Consider the following 18129-nt stretch of genomic DNA (forward strand, 5'->3'; position numbering starts at 1 on the left):
CGCCCGTTCCGCGGGTATACCACCCACTCCAGCCGTAGGCTGAATTCATGTCACGCGGCGAGATCGAAGGCGTGCTCTACGACATCGACGGCGTACTGGTTACCTCCTGGCGCGCAATCGAGGGAGCGCGCGACGCCGTGCGTGAATTGCGCGAAAAGGGTTTGCGCCGAGCATTTCTCACCAACACCACATCGCGTACCTGCGCCGAGATCGGCAGTCGGTTGAAGTCGGCCGGATTCGAGATCAATACGGCGGAAATCGTCACGGCGGCCAGGCTGACCGCCGAATTCCTGCGGCGCCGCTATTCGGATGCCCGCGTCTGGGTGTTGAATCACGGCGACATCGAAGCGGATCTCGCCGGACTGGAACTGGTCGAGAAAGATCCCGACGTTGTCGTGATCGGCGGCGCGGGAACGGAATTCACGCACCGCGCGCTCAGCAGGGTGGTCGAGCTGATGCTGGACGGCGTGCCGGTCGTCGCGATGCAGGGCGGCCTCACCTGGGCCACCGACGACGGCCTGCGTATCGACGCGGGCGCGTATCTCCCTGGTCTCTCGGCGGCGGGCAACGCGGAGATCGAAGTGATCGGCAAACCCGCACCGACGGGGTTTCGCACCTGCGCGCAGCTCATGGGTCTGGAGCCCGCCGAGATCGTGATGGTCGGCGACGACCTGCATTCGGATGTGCTGGCCGCGCAAGCGGTCGGCATGACGGGTGTGCTCGTCCGCACCGGAAAGTTCCGGCCCGGCGTGCTCGCCGCCTCGGACCTCGCGCCGGACCACGTGATCGACTCCGTGGCCGCATTGCCGGAACTGCTGTCGACCAGCGGCGTCGCCGGGTGAAGATTGGGACCGGTCCGTTCGAAAAAAGTTCTACGAAATTCCTCCAAAAGCCTTCCGGCGCGGCGGATTGCTCGGTATCGTCCGTGTCGGCAAACAGCCAGTGACAATGGAGTTGCGATGGTCGGATCGGAGGAATGTTTGATCTAGCTACCAGGCTGCCAACTTTCGGCTAACGCGCGGTCGGTCGAAGGTTGAGACGAAGGGCCCGATCCATGACGAGGGGATCGGGCCCTTCGGTATTGTCTGCCCCAATGTCACAGGATGCGAATACGGGACGAATGTATGCCGGGCAACCCGTAGAGGACCGGCAACGCCAGCGGCGTGCGCGTTTTCTGGAATCGGGCCTGACGGTCTTTGCGCGCGACGGATACGCCAATAGTTCGGTGGGCGCCATCTGTAAAGACGCCGGGCTCTCCTCACGACAGTTCTACGAGGAGTTCACCGGGCGCGAGTCACTCCTACTCGAGCTCTACGAGCAAATCGACAAGGAGTCGCGCGAAGCGGTGACCGTCGCGCTCGACAAGAAGACCGACGCGTCCGCGCTGGAGCTCATCGACGCCGCGGTGCGCGCCTACGTCGAGTCCATCGGCGCCGATCCGCGCAAGGCACGCGTCGCGCTCGTCGAGGTGGTGGGCGCCGGGCCGAAGGTGGAGAAATTCCGCCTGGAGCTACGCCGCGTGTGGGGCTCGCTACTGGCGAGCGCCGCGGAGGACGCGGCCATGCACGGCGAAATCCCGCCGGGTGACTACGAAATGCGGGTGCTGGCGATCATCGGCGCGGTCAACTACGTGGTGGATTCGTGGAGCGGCTCGGATCCGCGCCCGCCGCTGGACGACGTGATCCGCGTGCTGAGCCGGGTGATCATGGGCGCGGTCGGCGCATAGGCCCTGCCTAGCAGACCGGGTGGTCGGCTGCCGACGCGGCGGTACGTGACGCCGCGCGGTAGCGTGCGCAGCATGGAGACAGTTCCGATCCAGGTGCCGGACGGCAGCACCATTCCGGTGCGGTTGATTCCGGCCGAGGGTCAGCACCGACATCCGGTGACGCCCGACGCGCCGCGCCCCGTCGTGGTGATCGTGCCCGGGCTCGGCGTGCCGGGCGCGTACTACGAACTGGTCGCCCAGCAATTCGCCGCGCGCGGATTCGACGCCGCCATCGGCGAATTGCGCGGCAACGGCGACAGCCGCCCGCGGCCGAGCCCGACCAGCACCTACGGCTACCACGAGCTGGTCTCGGTGGACTTCCCCGCCATGTTGCAAGTGGTGCGCGACCGGTTTCCGGCGAGCACGCCGTACCTGCTCGGGCACAGCATGGGCGGTCAGCTCGCCGCCATGTACGCGGCGCGGGTCCGCGGCAGGCTCGGCGGGCTGATCCTCGTCGCCTCGGGCACGCCGTACTACCGCGGCTATCGTGGATTGTTCAGTCCCGGCATGCTGTTCGGCACCGCCGCCGCCTCGTTGACCGCGAGCCTCGCGGGTTTCTGGCCCGGCGACCGGATCACCGTCGGCGGCTTCGGACCGCAGTCGAAGGTGCTCATCTCCGACTGGGCGCGGCTGGCGCGCACCGGCAGGTTCGTGCCGGTCGGCGCCGATATCGACTACGATGAGCGCATCGCCCGGCTGAAGCTGCCGGTCCTGTCGATCACCATCGCGGGCGACGAGCTCACCCCGCGCGGCTCGGCCGAACATCTGCTCGGCAAGATGCCCGCCGCCGAGCTGACCACCTGGCATCAGCCGGAACGGTTGGGGCACAACGGCTGGATCCCGGATCCGAATTCGACCGTCGACCGCATCGAGAAGTGGCTGCGCGACCGCTGATCGCCTCAGCGGCTGCGCACCGGCCGGGTGGCGAAGACCGGCACCGCGTTCGGATGCCTGCGCGATGTCGACCGCAGCCTGCGGGCGTACGCGCGCAGCAGGTCGCGCCAATCCTCCTGCCACGGTAGGGTTTCCATCTCCAGCTCGGCGAACATGGCCGCCGCGATCCCGTCGAACAGATCCTGCTGATCCGTGAAATGCCGGTACGCCGCCATCGGGTCGGCGCCGAGCGCGACGCCGAGTTTGCGCATGGAGAACCCGTCGAGCCCGGTCTCATCGATGACCGTCAGCGCGACCGCCGCGATGTAGTCGCGGTTCAGCGCGGTGCGGGTGGGCGGTGTGCTCTTGCGCGGCGTCATCCGGCGACCAGCCGCCGCGAAACCTGCCGCGAGACGATGCACGCCGGGGACCGACGCACCGGGATAGCCGGTGAGGACATGGCGGGCATGCGGGTCATGGTAGACGTCGACCGTTCCCATCTACGATGTAGATCACATCTACGGCGTAGACATTTGCCGCGCGATGACCGCGAACACGCAACGGTGCGACCGAATCCGGCCGAGGGCGGAGGACGAAAGCGGTACATTTCTTCGACTCGGGTTCGGCAAGGGACGGGCACATGGTCGAGTTGATATCTCCACCCGACGCGATCTTCCTGGTGAACGAGTCGCGGGAGCATCCGATGCACGTCGGTTCGCTCCAGCTGTTCCAGCCGCCGGACGACGCGGGTCCCGATTTCGCCAGGACCATCCACGAACAGATGCTCGCGATGCCGGTGCGCAAGCGCCTGTTCCGCAAACGTCCGGGCACCGTGCTCGGCGGCATCTCCAGCCTCACCTGGTCCTACGACGACGAGGTCGACCTGGACTATCACCTGCGCCGCTCCGCGCTCCCCTCACCGGGCCGGGTGCGGGAACTGCTCGACCTGACTTCCCGGCTGCACAGCAGTCTGCTCGACCGGCACCGCCCGCTGTGGGAGCAGCGTTTGATCGAGGGTCTCGACGACGGTCGGCTCGCGGTCTACACCAAGGTGCACCACGCGCTGATCGACGGCGTCTCGGCGCAGCTGTTGCTCCAGCGCACGCTGAGCACCGACCCGAACGCGACCGACGTCCAGGTGCCGTGGAGTTCCTCCGGCGCGGGCCGACGCGGCGGTGGTCCGTCGCTGGCCGGGCGCGCGGTGAGCGCGCTGCGCGGTATCGGCGGCATCGCACCGTCGACCCTGGCGCTGGCCAAGCAGGCGCTCGCCGAACACCGGCTCGCCCTCCCGTTCGACGCGCCGGACTCGATGTTCAACGTGCGGATCGGGGGAGCGCGGCGCTGCGCCGCGCAGTCCTGGCCGCTGGCGCGGATCAGGGCGGTGAAGGCGGCGGCCGACGTCACGGTCAACGACGTGGTGCTCGCGATGTGCTCGGCGGCGCTGCGCTGCTATCTGCTCGAGCACGACGCGCTGCCGGATCGGTCGCTCATCGCGATGGTCCCGGTGTCGCTGCGCCACGACGACGCGGACGAGGAGAGCGGCAACAGCGTCGGCACCATCCTGTGCAACCTGGGCACTCATCTGCCCGACCCGGCCGAGCGCCTGCGGACGATCAGCGAGTCCATGAGCGAGGGCAAGCGGTTGTTCGCGCAGATGCCCAAGACGCAGGCACTCGCGGTGTCGGCGTTGATGATCGCGCCGCTCGGCCTGTCCACCGTTCCCGGCTTCGTCTCGGTGACGCGCCCGCCGTTCAACATCGTCATCTCGAACGTGCCGGGGCCGCGGGAACCGATGTACTGGAACGGCGCGCGGCTGGACGGCAACTACCCGATGTCGATCGTTCTGGACGGCCAGGCGCTCAACATCACCGTGACGTCCAACGCGGGCAACCTCGATTTCGGCGTGGTCGGCTGCCGCCGCAGCGTGCCCCACCTCCAGCGGATTCTCCGGCACCTGGAGACAGGGCTCGCCGAGCTCGAGCACGCCACCGCGTGAGTCCTATTCGCCCTTCTCCATGAGCATTTGGGTGAAGAACTCGTAGATGAGCGCGGCCTGGAACGCCATCTGCTTGTTGTCCGCGGCGCCGCCGTGCCCGCCCTCGATGTTCTCGTGGTACCAGAACGTGTGGCCCTGCTCCTCCAGCAGCGCCGCCATCTTGCGCGCGTGCCCGGGATGGACGCGGTCGTCGCGGGTGGAGGTGGTGAGCAGGATGGGCGGGTAGTCGGCGTCGGCGCGCGCGTTCTGGTACGGCGAGTACTTGCCGATGTACTCCCACTCCTCCGGCTTGTCCGGGTCGCCGTACTCCGCCATCCACGACGCGCCGGCCAGCAGCAGGTGGTAGCGCTTCATGTCGAGCAGCGGGACCTGGCAGACGATGGCGCCGAACAGCTCCGGGTACCTGGTGAGCATCACGCCCATCAGCAGACCGCCGTTGCTGCCGCCCACCGCGCCGAGCTGCCGCGGGGTGGTGATGCCCCGGTCGACGAGATCCCTCGCGATGGCGGCGAAATCCTCGTACACCTTGTGGCGGTTGGCCTTCTGCACGGAGGTGTGCCACTCCGGGCCGTACTCACCGCCGCCGCGGATGTTGGTCATCACCCAGGTGCCGCCGCGCTCCAGCCAGCCCATACCGGACGCGCCGCTGTAGGCGGGCGTACGGGACACCTCGAAACCGCCGTAGCCGGACATGACCGTCGGGCCCGGCTCGTCTTTGCGGTCGCGGTGCCGAATCACGAAGTACGGCACCATCGTTCCGTCGTCGGACCGGGCGAAGAACTGCTCGGTCTCCACGCCGTCGGCGTCGAAGAACGCGGGTTCCTGCTTGAGCTGCTCGGTGCTGCCGCCGACCGCACTGGCCAGCAGCGTGGCGGGGGTGGTGAAACCGCTTGTGGTGAGCATGAACTCGTCGCCGCCCTCCAGCGGGTCCAGGTTCATGACGCTAGTCGTCGCCATCGGGGGCGTGTCGGCCAGCGGCTCGACGGCCCACCCGCCGGGGCCGGGGGTGAGCACGTGCAGCTTGGTCTGCACGTCCTGGAGGGTGATGAGCAGCAGGTGGTTCTCGGTCCAGCCGTAGCCGTGTAGCGAGGTGTGCGCGTCGGGTGTGAACAGCGCCTCGAAATCTCTTGCGCCGGAGAGGAAGCTCTCGAAGTCGGTGGCCAGCAGCGCACCTGCCGGGTAGGTCACGCCGCCCACCTCCCACGGCGACTTCAAGCGGACCAGCAGCCAGTCCTTGTACCAGGATTCGCTGGCGTCGGTCGGCACGTCGATGTGGCGCAGCGTGCCGTCGTCTTCGATGAGGTAGACCTCTTCGTTGAAGAAATCGGTGGCGCGGCCGACGAAATGACGTTCGTAGCCGGGGGTGCGGTCGTAGCCCGCCGAGACCGCGACATCCTCCTCGGATCCCTCGAAAACCGTTTCGGCGTCGGCGAGTTCGGTTCCGCGCCGCCAGCGCTTTGCGATGCGCGGGTATCCGGATTCGGTCAGCGAACCCGGTCCGAAATCGGTCCCGACGTACACCGAGTCGACGTCGATCCAGCGGATCTCCGATTTCGCCTCGGGCAGGAAGTAACCGCCGTCCGACTGTTCGATGAATTCTTTTCGCTCGATGTCGAATTCGCGAACAACCTTGGCGTCGGCGCCGCCGCGGGACAGGCTGACGAGCGCGCGCGACTGTTCCGGCCGCAGCACCGCGGCGCCGCCCCACACCCAGTTCTCGCCTTCGACGGCGGCCAGCGCGTCCAGGTCGATCAGCACGTCCCAGTCCGGCGATTCCTTGGCGTACTCGGCGAACGTGGTGCGCCGCCACAGGCCGCGCGGGTGCTCGGCGTCGCGCCAGAAGTTGTACAGCCAGCGCCCGCGCCGACCCGGGTAGGCGATCTTGGTGTCGGTGTCGAGCATGTCGAGGATGCGGCGTTCCAGCTCGGTGAACCGCTCGGTCGAGGCGAAGCGCTCCCCGACGACCTCGTTGTGGGCGCGCGCCCACTCCAGTGGCCGATCGCCGGTCACCTCTTCCAACCACAGGTAGGGATCGTTCATTCTCTGCTCGACGCCGCTCATGCCTCCGCCTCGCTGGCGCTCGGCTCCGGCATGCGCGAGGCGCGCTGGCACATGATTCGGTCACTGCGTTCCCTCATGTCAACTATTGTTGCTGAGCGGCGTCCTCCCTGCGTGCGCGGTTACCAGAAGTGTGCGACGTCGAGTACGACTCGCGATCCGCCGCCGGGGCCGTCCAGCGTGAACACCCGGAACGGCAGCCGCGCGCGCACGCCGACGCCCAAGGTGGTCTGACCTTCGAACGAGCCCGCCCAGGCGACCTGTCGGAAGGTTCGATAGCCGGCGACTCTCGCCAGTTCGCCGCGATCGGCCGGGGCGTAGGTGAGATCGCCCGCGTTGTCGTAGGCCGGAGCGTGCACCGTCACGCTCAGGAACGCGCCGCCGCGCAGCGGCACGGGCGCGCCGGAGGCGTCCATGCTCACCGAATCGACGTAGGTCGCCCGGTAGCCGGTGACCGGACCGGCGACGTCGATCACGAGTCGGTCGAAACACTGGTGGCGACCGGAGCGCACGTTCGTGACAGGCGCGGACGAATGGTTCGGCTCGGTCTTCTCGAGCGAGCCCCAGACCAAGCCGCAATAGGAGGGGGTCGCGTGGGCGGAGTTGGGAATGATCAAGAGTGCGATTCCGGCGGCAAGCGCGGAAATCAGGACGAGGAAGCGACGCACGTCGCACCGCCTTGGGGCAGTTGGGATGAAGCACACGGAAAATCGGTCTGATCCGACAATTCGTTAGGCACCGTTGTGTCGCGGATGCGTCTCGAATTCGTCGCTGCCCGCGCTCATTAAGATCGAAATTCCGTACCGAACGACAGGAGTCCGACCTTGGCCGCCTTCCTGTGGGAACAGCACTGCTGTCTGCCGCTGCTGCCCACCGCCGACATCACGGAGCTGGCCAGGTACCCGCTGGGCTCCTACCTGTCGGTGAACGTCGGTTACTCCAGGCAGAGCACCGCCGATTCGCTTGCGCTGGTGCGGCAGTTTCGTCGGGATGCGCTGGCGGACGGACGGTTTCGCCTGGTTGTCGGTCTCGAGGACCTCGGCGATCCGGAACGCATCGCGCTCGCCTTCGATCTGGAGGACTCGGAGCCGCTCGGCGGCGATCTGGACAACGTCGAGGTGTTCCACGAACTCGGCGTGCGCTCGCTGCTGCCGACCTACAACCACGCCAACGCGGCGGGCTGCGGCTGCCTCGATACCGAGGACACCGGACTCACTCCCTACGGAAAGGATTTGGTGCGCAAACTCAACGAGGTCGGCGTGTTCGTCGACGGCGCGCACTGCTCGCGGCGCACCGGGCTCGACCTCGCCGCGCGCACCGCCGTGCCGATGATCTACAGCCACGCCAATTTCGCCGCACTGTGGGATCACCCGCGCAATATCACCGACGAGCAGGCCAGGGCGTGCGCCGAGACCGGCGGTGTCATCGGTGTCAACGGCGTCGGCATCTTCTTGGGCCGCAACGAACCCGACGATCGGGCCCGGCGCGTCGCGGCCATGGCCGATCACATCCAGTACGGCGTCGAACTCGTCGGTGTGGAGCACATCGGCATCGGCTCGGACTACTCCTTCGACGGCGAGGATTTCAACGCCGAGCTGTTCGCCAACCCAGGCGCCTTTTCCGATTCGTACACCAAATGGGGTCCTTTGCAATGGGTTCCGCCTGAGGACCTGCTCGGGATCGGCGTCGGCCCCGGACTGGACGCCGAGCTGGCCGCGCGCGGGTTCACCGAAGACGAGCGCGCCGCGGTGTTCGGCGAGAACTTCCGCAGGGTCGCCGAGCAGGTCTGGCGAAACTGATTCAGCCGAGGCGCACGAGCATCTTGCCGGTGTTCGCGCCCGACAGCACGCCGAGGAACGCGGCGGGCGCCTGCTCCAAGCCTTCGTACACGGTCTGCCTGGTGCGCAGGGTGCCGTCGGCCAGCCAAGCGGCGGCCTTGGCGATGTACTCACCGAAGACCGGGAAGTAGCTGCTCACCAGCATGCCGCGCAGCGAAATCTCCTTGGTGGCAGCGAGATACAGGTCGGGGCCTTGCTCGCCGGTCGCGCCGTTGTATCCGCTGATCGCGCCGACCAGCGCGACCCGGCCGTTCGGCCGCATGGCAGCCACCGCGACGCGCAGGTGCTCGCCGCCGACGCTGTCCAGATAGACGTCGACGCCCTCCGGCGCGGCCGCGGCGAGCTGCCCTTCCAGGTCGCCCGCGCGGTAGTCGATCGCGGCGTCGAAACCGAACTCCTCCAGTAGCAGAGCGGTTTTCGCCGGGCCACCCGCCGAGCCGATGACCCGGCCCGCCCCCAGCGCCTTGGCGATCTGACCGGCGACGCTACCCACCGCGCCCGCCGCCGCCGAGACGAAGACGGTGTCGCCGGGCCGGACCGGCGCCACGTCGGTGAGCGCGGCGTACGCGGTGAGCCCGGTGGTGCCGAGCGCGCCGAGGAAGTGCTCGGGCTCGGCCGCCGACGTATCGATCGGTGTCGCGAGTGCGTCGTCGAGGATCGAGTGTTCCCGCCACCCCGCGAAGTGGGTCACCGTGGCGCCCACTGGAATCCGCTCCGACCGCGAGGCGATCACCTCGCCGACCGCAGACCCCTCCAACGCCGCGCCGACCTCGAACGGTGCGATATAGGACGGGCGGTCGTCCATCCGCCCGCGCATGTACGGGTCGACCGACATCCAGGTGTTTCGCACCAGGATCTGCCCTTCGGCGAGTTCCGGCATCGGCCGGGTCACCAGCTCGAAGTTCGCCGGGGTCGGCGCACCCTCGGGCCGGGCCGCCAAGTGAATCTCCCTCGTCGTGACCGGCAATGTGGTGGTCGAAATTGCCTGTGCAGTCATCTGTTTCGCACTTCCTCGGAGAACGATCCGGACTGTTCCATCCGGCACCGATCACGCTATGAGCGCCTCGGACGGCTTCCCAGGTCCTGCGCCGCCACCAACCGGTCCGAACACGCCACCGCCCGGTACGCCCGTCGGCTGAAGCGGCAACCCCCTACTGCTCGGTGCGCGTCGCCGGTAGTTGGGCGGCGTCAGGAGTGTCGACGGGCCGAAGGGGAGCTGCCTGTCCAGCGCCGGAAGGCCTTGCGCAACGCCCGGTCGTCGGCGAAGCCGAGGCGGTCGGCGACGGTCGCGGTGGTGAGTCCTTGGTCGAGAAGCCTTTTCGCGCGTTCGTAGCGGGCCAGGTCGACCTCGCGCCGCCATCCGGTGTCGTGCTCGGCGAGTTGGCGTTGCAAGGTGCGCGGGCTCACGGCCAGGCGGTGGGCCACCGAGGCGAGGGAAGGTTCGCCCTGGTCGAGGGCGGCGTCCAGGGCGGTGCGGAACACTTCGAGGGGGCTGGAGACCGGCTTGGCCGTGGCGAGCACCAGGTCGGCGTGGCTGCGCAGTAGGTCGGCGAGCATCGGGTCGGCGCGGGGGAGCGGTGCGGCGGCGTCGGCGGCGGTGAAGGTGATGGTGTCGGCGGGTGCGTCGAATTCGATGCGGTCGGTGCCGAAGGCGGTGGTCAACACCTCGTGGGTGGCCGGGGCGGCGTGACTGAAGGTGAGTCGGGCGGGAACGACGCGTCGGCCGGTCGCCTCGCGGGCGCGCCGCAGGTAGTAGGCCAGCACGTACTCGTTGACCACCGCGGCGACGTCGGGATCGCCCGCGGTGGTGCGGTAGCCGACGGTGAGTTCGCCGGGGTGGTCCAGCTCGAAGCCTTCGGCGGCGGCGGTCACCACCCGGTGATAGGGCTGGGCCGCCCGCAGCGCGTCGGCCAGCGTCGGACCGGTGGTGACGAGATAGTCCCAGGTGGTCAGGGTTCCGAGCGGGGCGGCCCGCGCCACGGCCAGACCGGCTCCCGGCTCCGGCCTCGCCCGCGCGAGCAATTCCCACAGGTCGACCAGCGAGCGCAGCGGAATCCGGTTGAGCTCACCGGCCAGCGCGGCGTCGTCGATCGCGGGAATGCGGGCCAGCCGCGCCGGGTCGACGTCCGATAGCCGAACGACATCACGGACCAGGCGGACGAGATGCGTCGAGGTGGTGCCGTCGATCGGATCGAGCGGCCGGACCCCGTCGTCACCGTTCGATCCGCCGTTCGTCACGACGCCAGGGTAGGCGTATCTCCGCATTGGCTCCGGCCGTGCGCGGGCTTCGGTCGGACTGCGTCCGCCTGCGTGGATAGCGCATACCTCCGCATCCGCTCGGCCATGCGCGAACATCTGCGTCCGGCGGCGCGGGTGAGGCCGCTTCCGCCCAGGTCGGCGCGGCCGTGGCGGCGCTCGTCCGGTCCCGACGATGTCGCGTGTGCCCCGCATCTCACCGAACCGGGACCACGGTGGGTGAACTCCCGGCAACGGAGTTAGGCTCGGTGGCGTGACTTCCCACTACGATGTCGTCGTTCTCGGCGCTGGTCCCGGCGGTTATGTCGCCGCGATCCGCGCCGCTCAACTCGGCCTGCGAACAGCGATCGTCGAGCAGAAATACTGGGGCGGTGTGTGCCTGAACGTGGGCTGCATCCCGTCGAAGGCGTTGCTGCGCAATGCCGAACTCGCGCACATTTTCACCAAAGAGGCCAAGACCTTCGGCATCACCGGTGAGGCGAGCTTCGACTTCGGCGCGGCGTTCGACCGCAGCCGCAAGGTGGCGGACGGCCGGGTCAAGGGCGTCCACTTCCTGATGAAGAAGAACAAGATCGACGAGTTCGACGGCAAGGGCACCTTCGTCGACGCGAACACGCTGTCGGTCGAGCTGTCCAAGGGCGGCACCGAGACGGTCACGTTCGACAACGTGATCATCGCGACGGGCACCGTCACCAAGCTGCTGCCCGGCACCCAGCTGAGCGCCAACGTGGTGACCTACGAAGAGCAGATCATGACCCGGGATCTGCCCGGTTCGGTCCTCATCGTCGGCGCGGGCGCGATCGGCATGGAGTTCGGCTACGTCCTGAAGAACTACGGCGTCGACGTGCGCATCGTGGAGTTCCTGGACCGCGCGCTGCCCAACGAGGACGCCGACGTCTCCAAAGAGATCACCAAGGCGTACAAGAAGCTCGGCATCACCATCACCACCGGTGCGGCCGTGCAGTCCATCGACGACGACGGGTCCAAGGTCACCGTCTCGATCAAGGACAACAAGTCCGGCGCGGTGGAGACCGTCACCGTCGACAAGGTGCTGCAGGCCGTCGGCTTCGCGCCGCGGGTGGAGGGCTACGGCCTGGAGAACACCGGCGTGCAGATCGAACGCGGCGCCATCGCCATCGACGACTACATGCGCACCAACGTGCCGCACATCTACGCCATCGGTGACGTCACCGGCAAGCTGCAGCTCGCGCACGTCGCGGAGGCGCAGGGCGTGGTCGCGGCCGAGACCATCGGCGGCGCGGAGACCGTCACCCTCGGTGACTACCGCATGATGCCGCGCGCCACCTTCTGCCAGCCGCAGGTGGCCAGCTTCGGTCTCACCGAGGAGCAGGCGCGCGCCGAGGGCTACGACGTGAAGGTCGCGACCTTCCCGTTCACCGCCAACGGCAAGGCGCACGGCCTCGGCGACGCGACCGGTTTCGTGAAGCTGATCTCCGACAACAAGTACGGCGAGCTGATCGGCGGCCACCTGATCGGACCCGACGTCTCGGAGCTGCTGCCCGAGCTGACCCTGGCCCAGAAGTGGGACCTCACGGTCAACGAGCTCGCGCGCAACGTGCACACCCACCCGACGCTCAGCGAGGCGCTGCAGGAGGCCATCCACGGTCTCGCGGGCCACATGATCAACTTCTGAGCCGCGCGAAACGGTGGCGTTCGGTCCGAAAGGGCCGGGCGCCATTGTTTTTGGTATACAGCGAAGATGCTTCGCCGATTGCTGGTCGGGACCGCGCTCGCCCTGGTCCTCGTCGTGCTGCTGGGGGCAGGCACCTATTTCCTGATGAACTCGCGCACCTATCAGGTGGCGGGGCGGCTGGTCGATCGGGTCGACACCGCGGACAAGGTGGTCGCGCTGACGCTCGACGACGGACCCTCCGACAACGCGCCCGAAGTGCTGAAAGTTCTTGCGGACGCGGGCATTCCGGCCACGTTCTACCTGAACGGGCGCGATCTCGCGGCCCGGCCCGAGGCCGGTAGGGCGATCGCCGCCGCCGGTCACGAGATCGGCAACCACACCTACAACCACCGCCGCATGGTGTTCGTCTCCGACGAGACCGTACGCGCCGAAATCGAGGACACCGACGCCGAGATCGCGAAGACGGGCTATCGCGGACCCATCACCTTCCGCCCGCCCTACGGCAAGAAACTGTGGTCGCTGCCCGAATACCTCGCCGACCACGACCGCACCACCGTCATGTGGGACGTCGAACCGGACTCCGGCAAGATCGCCACCACCGATGAGATCGTCAGCGAAACCGTCGCTCAGGTGCGGCCGGGTTCGATCATCCTGCTGCACGTCATGAGCAACCCGGACTCCCTCGCCGCCATCCCGCGCATAGTCGAGGAACTACGCGCCGACGGCTACACCTTCCTCCCCATCTCCCAACTCCTCACCCGGTGACGTACGACCGGGAAGCGCTCGGCCGAGGATCTCCTCGACGACGTCGCTCTTGGCATTCGCGTAGTGCTGGACGAACTTCCAGTTACGCCGGGCCAGTTCCCGTTTGACTCGCTCGTAGTACTCCCTGTCGTCGTCATGCGTGCGGAGCCGGTCGCGAAAGGCCACGATGCGTTCGATCTCGGGTGCGCCCGATTCCTGGTCGAAGACATGCAAATTCACGCTCCACTGCGCGCCGTCCTCCACTCGCCGGACGAGACAGCGATGCTGGTACCAGTCCGGCTGCCGGATCCGTAATGCGTAGCCGGTGGCTTCGAGGGCCGGAACGTAGGCGACCTCATCGGCGGCGTCTGGGACGACCAGCAGGATGTCGATCAGCGGTTTGGCCGAGAGCCCGGGCACAGAGGTCGAGCCGGTGTGCTCGATCCGCAACGCGAGCGGACCGAGCGCCGCTCGTATCGCGGCTTCGTCCTCGGCGTACCAGGCGGGCCATTCGGGGTTGTAGTCCTCGATGACGATCTCGACGGCGTACGGCGTCAGCTTGCCGACGGTGGCGGCGGCGAGCTCCTCGTCCGAGTCCAACGTGGCCATACATCACCCTATCGAGGGGACGAGGCTGGGTTCGTGATGGTGGAGTCGCGCCGGTCTCGGGTTCAGAGCATGCCGTAGGCGCGGTCCGGGGTGAAGCGGGCGATGACGCGGTGGTCTTCGACCATGGAGCGGCGGTAGTCGGACCAGTCGGGGTGTTCGCCGGAGGCGGCGCGGTAGTAGGCGACGAGTTCGTCGACGGTGGGGTCGTCGGGGTCGGTGGCGACGGGGGTGAGTTCGACGGTGCCTTCGAGGACGGCGTAGGCGAAGAAATCGTCGCGGGTGACGTGCAGCGCGGCCCAGGGGTCGCGGCGCAGGTTGTGGTATTTCGCGCGGTCGGCGGTGATGGAGATGCGGATGATGTCGTCGTCGCCGACGACGTGCAGCACATTGGACAGCTGGGGCCTGCCGTTGCGGCGGATGGTGGTCAGCACGGAACGGCGAGCGGAGCGGGCGAAATCGACGGCTTCGGAGAGTTCCATGTCACCTGCAACCGATCGGCGGGCGCGGTCGTTCCCGATCACTCGCGGTGGTAGGCGGCCTGGGCCTCGCGGACCCGCGGCATGTTCTTCTCCACCACCTGAATGAGCCCCTCGAGCTGGTCGGCCACCTCGGCGCCGAGTTCGGTGAGGGTGTATTCGACGCGCGGCGGGATGGTCTCCTGCACCTCGCGGTGCACCATGCCGTCGCGTTCCAGCGCCTGCAGGGTCTGCGAGAGCATGCGTTCGCTCACACCGTCGACCCGTCTGCGCAGCGCGCTGAAGCGGTACGGCCCCTCCCGCAGCGCCACCAGGGCGAGGATGCCCCACCGGCTCGCCACTGTCTGCAAAACCGGCCGCGACGTGCAGTTTCGTGCGAATACATCGGCTTCCAGCGTCGGGTCGTCGGCCTCGGCCGAGATGCGCTGGGTGTCCATGGCGTCGATGGTACGCGCCTTGACCGCAGTGGCTGTGGAATGCATAGTGCTTACTAATAGTTAGTACGTGCAGAATCAGCACTTGGAGGAATCATGACCGTCGCCGTCGCCGGGGCAAGCGGACAGCTGGGCAGGCTCGTCGTCGAAGAACTGTTGCGCGCGGGCGTTTCGCCCGTCGCGATCGTGCGCGATCCGGGCAAGGTGGCCGACTTGGCCGACCGCGGCGTCGACGTGCGCGAGGCCGACTACGGCGACGCCGCCGCGCTGGACCGCGCGCTCGCGGGCGTCGACCGGCTGCTACTGATCTCCGGCAACGAGTTCGGCAAGCGAATCGACCAGCACACCAACGTGATTCGCGCGGCAGAACGCGCGCGTCTCCGGCTGCTCGCGTACACCAGCATTCCCCGCGCCACCGAGAACCCGCTGATTCTCGCGCAGGAGCATCGCGGCACCGAGGCGGTGCTGAGCGAGTCGGTCGTGCCCTACGTCTTGCTGCGCAACAGCTGGTACTGGGAGAACTACTTGGGCGGACTCGCGCACGCGGTGGAGTCCGGCGTGCTGCACGGCGCGGCGGGTGCGGGGCGGGTGGCCGGTGCGGCCCGCGCCGACTACGCCGCGGCCGCCGCGCACGTGCTCACCACCGACGGCCACGAGGGTCGCGTCTACGAGCTCGGCGGTGACGAACGGCTCACGTATGACGAACTAGCGCAGGCGATCTCGGAGGCCGCGGGTAAGCCGGTGCGCTACGAGAACCTTGCCGAGGCGGACTACGCGGCTGTGCTCGTGCAGGCCGGACTGCCCGCCCAGTACGCCGAGGCGCTGGCCGACGCGGACACCGGCATCGCCTCGGGCATTCTCGACGTCGACTCCGGCGACCTGCGAAAACTCCTGGACCGCCCGGCGACTCCGGCTGTCGAGGTCTTCCGCGCCGCGCTTCGCCCGAGCTGAGAATCGCTCGGCCCGCAGCTGACCCGAGGACCACGCAGTCCTCGCTCGACCGAGGCTGGTGGCCGAAAGCCTGTCTTGCGTGCGGGTGGTGTTCCCGCGTCGCGGCCGAGCCCGTCACACGCCGCACAGAGTTGTCGGCTCTGTGCGACGTGTGCGAGGAGTTACCCGAACGGGGTCAGACCCACTGCACGAGCTGAAGAATGATCCCGTTCGGGTCGGACATCTGGAAGTACCGCTCGCCCCACTCCTCGGTCTCGATGGGCGTCACGATCGGCACGCCCTCGCCTTGGAGGCGCGCGTACTCCGCGTCGATGTCGTCGACCACGAACACCACGAGCAACCCGTCGCCCGCGCTGCCCGCCGCGCTCGCCGGTTTGAAGGACTTCAGCCCGGTGCGCAGGTAGATGAGGTTCATTCCGGCGTCGGGCCGCTCCAGCGAGACGAACCCGTCGGCGGACATCTTCTCGGTGAACCCGAGGTGGTCGACGACGAACTTCGCCGAGGCCTGCGGGTCCGCGACGTTGAGCGAAATGGCGGAAGCGGTGATGTGCATACGTCCTCCTCGGTAAAACTCTCTACTTAGTACGCTGTACTTTGTAGGGAAATTTCCGCGGGTCTGCACTATGAGCTGGATCACTCGTGTTCGGACGCGCATCACCGCGCCGTCGAGTTCACCGCCGCCCGCGCACCCGACGACCCGGGCACGCTGGATCGTGTGAGCGCTCAGATCCCGTCACGCCGGGATGGCCGTGCGCTGCATGGTCGGGCGCGCGAGGAGCTGTCGCGTCGGGTCGGCCGTGCGCTGGATCGCCCCGAGGCGCTCAGATCCCGTCGCGTTGAATACGCAGCGCGGTGATGGTCGACGCCAATCCCTCGTACTGGTTGACCAGCAGCACGATCTCGATGAGGCCGCGCTCGTCGTAGTGCTCGGCCAACCGGGTCCACGTGGTGTCGTCGATGTCGCGGGTCGTGACGAGCTGGTCGACCGCTTCGAGCAGCGCGCGGTGCTTGTCGTTCCAGTAGGGATCGGCCGGTCCGTTGCGCAGCCGTTCCAGGATCTCCTGCGTGACGCCCGCGCGGCGGCCGAGCCGGATGTGATGGTCCATCTCGTACTCGCAGCTGCGCAGGTGGGCGACGCGAATGATGACCAGCTCGGATTCGTACCTCGGCAGCCGTCCGCCCGGCATCAGGCGACCGGAGTAGTGGAGCCAGCCGCGAAACAGTCCCTTGGTGCGGCCGAGCGTGCTGAACAGATGCGCGTCGGGAGTGCCCGCGGCCCGCGAGAGCACCTGCCAGACAGCCCAATTCACCGGACCGAGTTCCTTGAGCCGTCCCGGTGCGATCCGTGGTTGCGACATCGAAACCATGCTTCCCGCCTTCCGCGCGGTGAGCGCCTCCCCGTGCGCCGCGCCATCGTGGTTGGGGTCCGGGCGCCGGCGCCGGACCGAGAGCCGAGCCTACCCGCGCTTTCCGCCTTTCCAGTGGTTTTCCCGGGTGCGGACCGGCATCATCAGTACCGGTGCGGATCGCCGGGGCCGTGGGCGGGCCGCGCCGCGAGGGCGAACAGGTTGAGCAGGGGTCGAGGCACATGCTGGTGAAGATCAGGCCCGGAGCGCAGCTCTCCGGAGCCGAACAGGAATTCGTGGACTGCCTGCGGTCCTTTCCGACGACCGGTCTCGCCGCGATCGATGCGCACGTGGGGGACAACGGAACCCGTCAGATCGACGCGGTGCTGATCACTCCGCGCGGCATCACGGTGGCCGAGGTCAGGGGTTTCCGGCGGCGGCAGAGCGGCATTCTGCACGTGTCGGCCGACGAGCCGTGGACCATCAGCGACAATCTCGCCGAGCTGGACGACGAGAGCAACGCGAATCCGGCCGAACGCCTGGAACAGAGCGTGTACGCGGTCAAGAGCAAACTCGAACGGGCGCTGCTCGATCCGGGCCACGTGTGCGGCGTGGTCGCGCTTGTTCCGTTGCGCGGCGTTGTGGTGCGGCCCGCGCGGACGAACCTGCGCTCCGGTATCGACGTCGTCGTCGCCAACGTGCCCGACTCCACCGAATTGCAAATATATATCGAGGGTTTCGCGGCGGGACCGCGCAGTTGGAGCGCCGACAAGGTGATCTCGGCGGCCACGGCGCTCGGCGTGACCGCGCCGTCGCGAGCCGAACTGATCGCCGACGGCTTCGACGAACTCGCACCGCACTCGCACATGCCAGTCGCCGTTCCCGTCGCGCCACCGCCGCGCACCCCACCACCGCCGCTTCCGCCGTCGCGCAGCCAGCACGCCGCGACCTGGGCCGTCGTCGCGGTGGCCCTGATCGGCATGCTGGTGGTGTTCGGCGTCGTCGCCACGGCGGTGGCGCGCGACGATCCGCATCCCAGCCGGGAGACCACCTCCACCACGGTGGACCCGACCCCGTCGCCGTCGAGGCCCCGCGACTGCTATCCGTTCCAGACCGACTGCTGAACCAG

The 18129-nt window shown here is 68.0% G+C and carries 19 protein-coding genes; 9 read left to right on the forward strand and 10 right to left on the reverse strand.

Translation table 11 applies throughout. The features are described 5' to 3' along the window. The first annotated feature begins 47 nt into the window (after positions 1 to 47). The 3 genes from ABZV58_RS04375 to ABZV58_RS04385 all read left to right on the forward strand — a co-directional run bounded on the left by ABZV58_RS04375 (position 48) and on the right by ABZV58_RS04385 (position 2659). Positions 48 to 842: an HAD-IIA family hydrolase gene (locus tag ABZV58_RS04375; RefSeq protein ID WP_354998729.1), complete on the forward strand. Its 795-nt coding sequence runs from the start codon at positions 48 to 50 to the stop codon at positions 840 to 842. 278 nt (positions 843 to 1120) lie between these two features. Beyond that, a complete protein-coding gene (locus ABZV58_RS04380) occupies positions 1121 to 1726 on the forward strand; it encodes a TetR/AcrR family transcriptional regulator (protein ID WP_354999030.1) in 606 nt (201 codons plus the stop codon). 72 nt (positions 1727 to 1798) lie between these two features. Then, positions 1799 to 2659, forward strand: coding sequence for an alpha/beta fold hydrolase (locus tag ABZV58_RS04385; protein ID WP_354998730.1), 861 nt, complete (start codon positions 1799 to 1801; stop codon positions 2657 to 2659). Between the two features lie 5 nt (positions 2660 to 2664). Here ABZV58_RS04385 and ABZV58_RS04390 read toward each other — a convergent pair whose 3' ends face one another. After that, entirely contained in the window at positions 2665 to 3138 is a 474-nt protein-coding gene (locus ABZV58_RS04390) for a TetR family transcriptional regulator (protein WP_354998731.1), read from the reverse strand. A 140-nt stretch (positions 3139 to 3278) separates the two neighbouring features. Here ABZV58_RS04390 and ABZV58_RS04395 point away from each other — a divergent pair, with 140 nt between their 5' ends. Beyond that, positions 3279 to 4634: a wax ester/triacylglycerol synthase family O-acyltransferase gene (locus ABZV58_RS04395; protein WP_354998732.1), complete on the forward strand. Its 1356-nt coding sequence runs from the start codon at positions 3279 to 3281 to the stop codon at positions 4632 to 4634. Between the two features lie 3 nt (positions 4635 to 4637). Here ABZV58_RS04395 and ABZV58_RS04400 read toward each other — a convergent pair whose 3' ends face one another. Next, complete coding sequence (locus ABZV58_RS04400) at positions 4638 to 6674, reverse strand: prolyl oligopeptidase family serine peptidase (protein ID WP_354998733.1); 2037 nt, start codon at positions 6672 to 6674, stop codon at positions 4638 to 4640. Positions 6675 to 6814: 140 nt separating this feature from the next. After that, positions 6815 to 7360 carry a hypothetical protein gene (locus tag ABZV58_RS04405; protein WP_354998734.1) on the reverse strand — a complete coding sequence of 182 codons (546 nt, stop codon included), beginning with the start codon at positions 7358 to 7360 and terminating at the stop codon, positions 6815 to 6817. A 156-nt stretch (positions 7361 to 7516) separates the two neighbouring features. Here ABZV58_RS04405 and ABZV58_RS04410 point away from each other — a divergent pair, with 156 nt between their 5' ends. After that, entirely contained in the window at positions 7517 to 8491 is a 975-nt protein-coding gene (locus ABZV58_RS04410; RefSeq protein WP_354998735.1) for a membrane dipeptidase, read from the forward strand. A gap of 1 nt (position 8492) precedes the next feature. On the opposite strand, the gene ABZV58_RS04415 is transcribed toward ABZV58_RS04410, so the two are convergent. Continuing rightward, complete coding sequence (locus ABZV58_RS04415) at positions 8493 to 9512, reverse strand: NADP-dependent oxidoreductase (protein ID WP_354999031.1); 1020 nt, start codon at positions 9510 to 9512, stop codon at positions 8493 to 8495. 206 nt (positions 9513 to 9718) lie between these two features. Next, positions 9719 to 10768 carry an AraC family transcriptional regulator ligand-binding domain-containing protein gene (locus ABZV58_RS04420; protein WP_354998736.1) on the reverse strand — a complete coding sequence of 350 codons (1050 nt, stop codon included), beginning with the start codon at positions 10766 to 10768 and terminating at the stop codon, positions 9719 to 9721. A 271-nt stretch (positions 10769 to 11039) separates the two neighbouring features. On the opposite strand from ABZV58_RS04420, the gene lpdA reads away from it, so the two are divergent. Then, positions 11040 to 12440: a dihydrolipoyl dehydrogenase gene (gene lpdA, locus ABZV58_RS04425; RefSeq protein ID WP_354998737.1), complete on the forward strand. Its 1401-nt coding sequence runs from the start codon at positions 11040 to 11042 to the stop codon at positions 12438 to 12440. 66 nt (positions 12441 to 12506) lie between these two features. Beyond that, positions 12507 to 13205, forward strand: coding sequence for a polysaccharide deacetylase family protein (locus tag ABZV58_RS04430; RefSeq protein ID WP_354998738.1), 699 nt, complete (start codon positions 12507 to 12509; stop codon positions 13203 to 13205). Here the strand turns inward: ABZV58_RS04430 and ABZV58_RS04435 are convergent. The 3 genes from ABZV58_RS04435 to ABZV58_RS04445 all read right to left on the reverse strand — a co-directional run bounded on the left by ABZV58_RS04435 (position 13152) and on the right by ABZV58_RS04445 (position 14706). Beyond that, on the reverse strand, positions 13152 to 13793 hold the full coding sequence (locus ABZV58_RS04435; RefSeq protein ID WP_354998739.1) for a GrpB family protein: 642 nt from the start codon (positions 13791 to 13793) through the stop codon (positions 13152 to 13154). The genes ABZV58_RS04430 and ABZV58_RS04435 overlap by 54 nt on opposite strands. Before the next feature lie 62 nt (positions 13794 to 13855). After that, positions 13856 to 14272: a PPOX class F420-dependent oxidoreductase gene (locus ABZV58_RS04440; RefSeq protein WP_354998740.1), complete on the reverse strand. Its 417-nt coding sequence runs from the start codon at positions 14270 to 14272 to the stop codon at positions 13856 to 13858. Between the two features lie 38 nt (positions 14273 to 14310). Beyond that, complete coding sequence (locus ABZV58_RS04445; RefSeq protein WP_354998741.1) at positions 14311 to 14706, reverse strand: helix-turn-helix domain-containing protein; 396 nt, start codon at positions 14704 to 14706, stop codon at positions 14311 to 14313. A gap of 93 nt (positions 14707 to 14799) precedes the next feature. On the opposite strand from ABZV58_RS04445, the gene ABZV58_RS04450 reads away from it, so the two are divergent. Next, positions 14800 to 15654, forward strand: a complete 855-nt coding sequence (locus ABZV58_RS04450; protein ID WP_354998742.1) for an NAD(P)H-binding protein — start codon at positions 14800 to 14802, stop codon at positions 15652 to 15654. A gap of 175 nt (positions 15655 to 15829) precedes the next feature. Here the strand turns inward: ABZV58_RS04450 and ABZV58_RS04455 are convergent, their stop codons facing one another. Further along, the gene (locus tag ABZV58_RS04455) at positions 15830 to 16207 is read right to left on the reverse strand and encodes a VOC family protein (protein WP_354998743.1); all 378 of its coding nucleotides are present in this window, start codon (positions 16205 to 16207) and stop codon (positions 15830 to 15832) included. A 268-nt stretch (positions 16208 to 16475) separates the two neighbouring features. After that, entirely contained in the window at positions 16476 to 17021 is a 546-nt protein-coding gene (locus ABZV58_RS04460; RefSeq protein ID WP_354998744.1) for a carboxymuconolactone decarboxylase family protein, read from the reverse strand. 152 nt (positions 17022 to 17173) lie between these two features. Here ABZV58_RS04460 and ABZV58_RS04465 point away from each other — a divergent pair, with 152 nt between their 5' ends. Beyond that, positions 17174 to 18124: a nuclease-related domain-containing protein gene (locus tag ABZV58_RS04465; protein WP_354998745.1), complete on the forward strand. Its 951-nt coding sequence runs from the start codon at positions 17174 to 17176 to the stop codon at positions 18122 to 18124. The last annotated feature ends 5 nt before the right edge of the window (positions 18125 to 18129 follow it).

It is taken from the genome of Nocardia sp. NPDC004654 (assembly GCF_040609595.1).
GTDB lineage: Bacteria > Actinomycetota > Actinomycetes > Mycobacteriales > Mycobacteriaceae > Nocardia.

What these genes read in the sequence shown, in the direction of transcription:
- ABZV58_RS04450 (WP_354998742.1), top strand. Translation starts at nt 14,800, where the DNA reads ATGACCGTCGCCGTCGCCGGGGCAAGCGGACAGCTGGGCAGGCTCGTC.
- ABZV58_RS04375 (WP_354998729.1), top strand. Translation starts at nt 48, where the DNA reads ATGTCACGCGGCGAGATCGAAGGCGTGCTCTACGACATCGACGGCGTA.
- ABZV58_RS04440 (WP_354998740.1), bottom strand. Translation starts at nt 14,272, where the DNA reads ATGGAACTCTCCGAAGCCGTCGATTTCGCCCGCTCCGCTCGCCGTTCC.
- ABZV58_RS04445 (WP_354998741.1), bottom strand. Translation starts at nt 14,706, where the DNA reads ATGGACACCCAGCGCATCTCGGCCGAGGCCGACGACCCGACGCTGGAA.
- ABZV58_RS04380 (WP_354999030.1), top strand. Translation starts at nt 1,121, where the DNA reads ATGTATGCCGGGCAACCCGTAGAGGACCGGCAACGCCAGCGGCGTGCG.
- ABZV58_RS04455 (WP_354998743.1), bottom strand. Translation starts at nt 16,207, where the DNA reads ATGCACATCACCGCTTCCGCCATTTCGCTCAACGTCGCGGACCCGCAG.
- ABZV58_RS04460 (WP_354998744.1), bottom strand. Translation starts at nt 17,021, where the DNA reads ATGGTTTCGATGTCGCAACCACGGATCGCACCGGGACGGCTCAAGGAA.
- ABZV58_RS04435 (WP_354998739.1), bottom strand. Translation starts at nt 13,793, where the DNA reads ATGGCCACGTTGGACTCGGACGAGGAGCTCGCCGCCGCCACCGTCGGC.
- ABZV58_RS04400 (WP_354998733.1), bottom strand. Translation starts at nt 6,674, where the DNA reads ATGAACGATCCCTACCTGTGGTTGGAAGAGGTGACCGGCGATCGGCCA.
- ABZV58_RS04395 (WP_354998732.1), top strand. Translation starts at nt 3,279, where the DNA reads ATGGTCGAGTTGATATCTCCACCCGACGCGATCTTCCTGGTGAACGAG.
- ABZV58_RS04430 (WP_354998738.1), top strand. Translation starts at nt 12,507, where the DNA reads ATGCTTCGCCGATTGCTGGTCGGGACCGCGCTCGCCCTGGTCCTCGTC.
- ABZV58_RS04385 (WP_354998730.1), top strand. Translation starts at nt 1,799, where the DNA reads ATGGAGACAGTTCCGATCCAGGTGCCGGACGGCAGCACCATTCCGGTG.
- ABZV58_RS04390 (WP_354998731.1), bottom strand. Translation starts at nt 3,138, where the DNA reads ATGGGAACGGTCGACGTCTACCATGACCCGCATGCCCGCCATGTCCTC.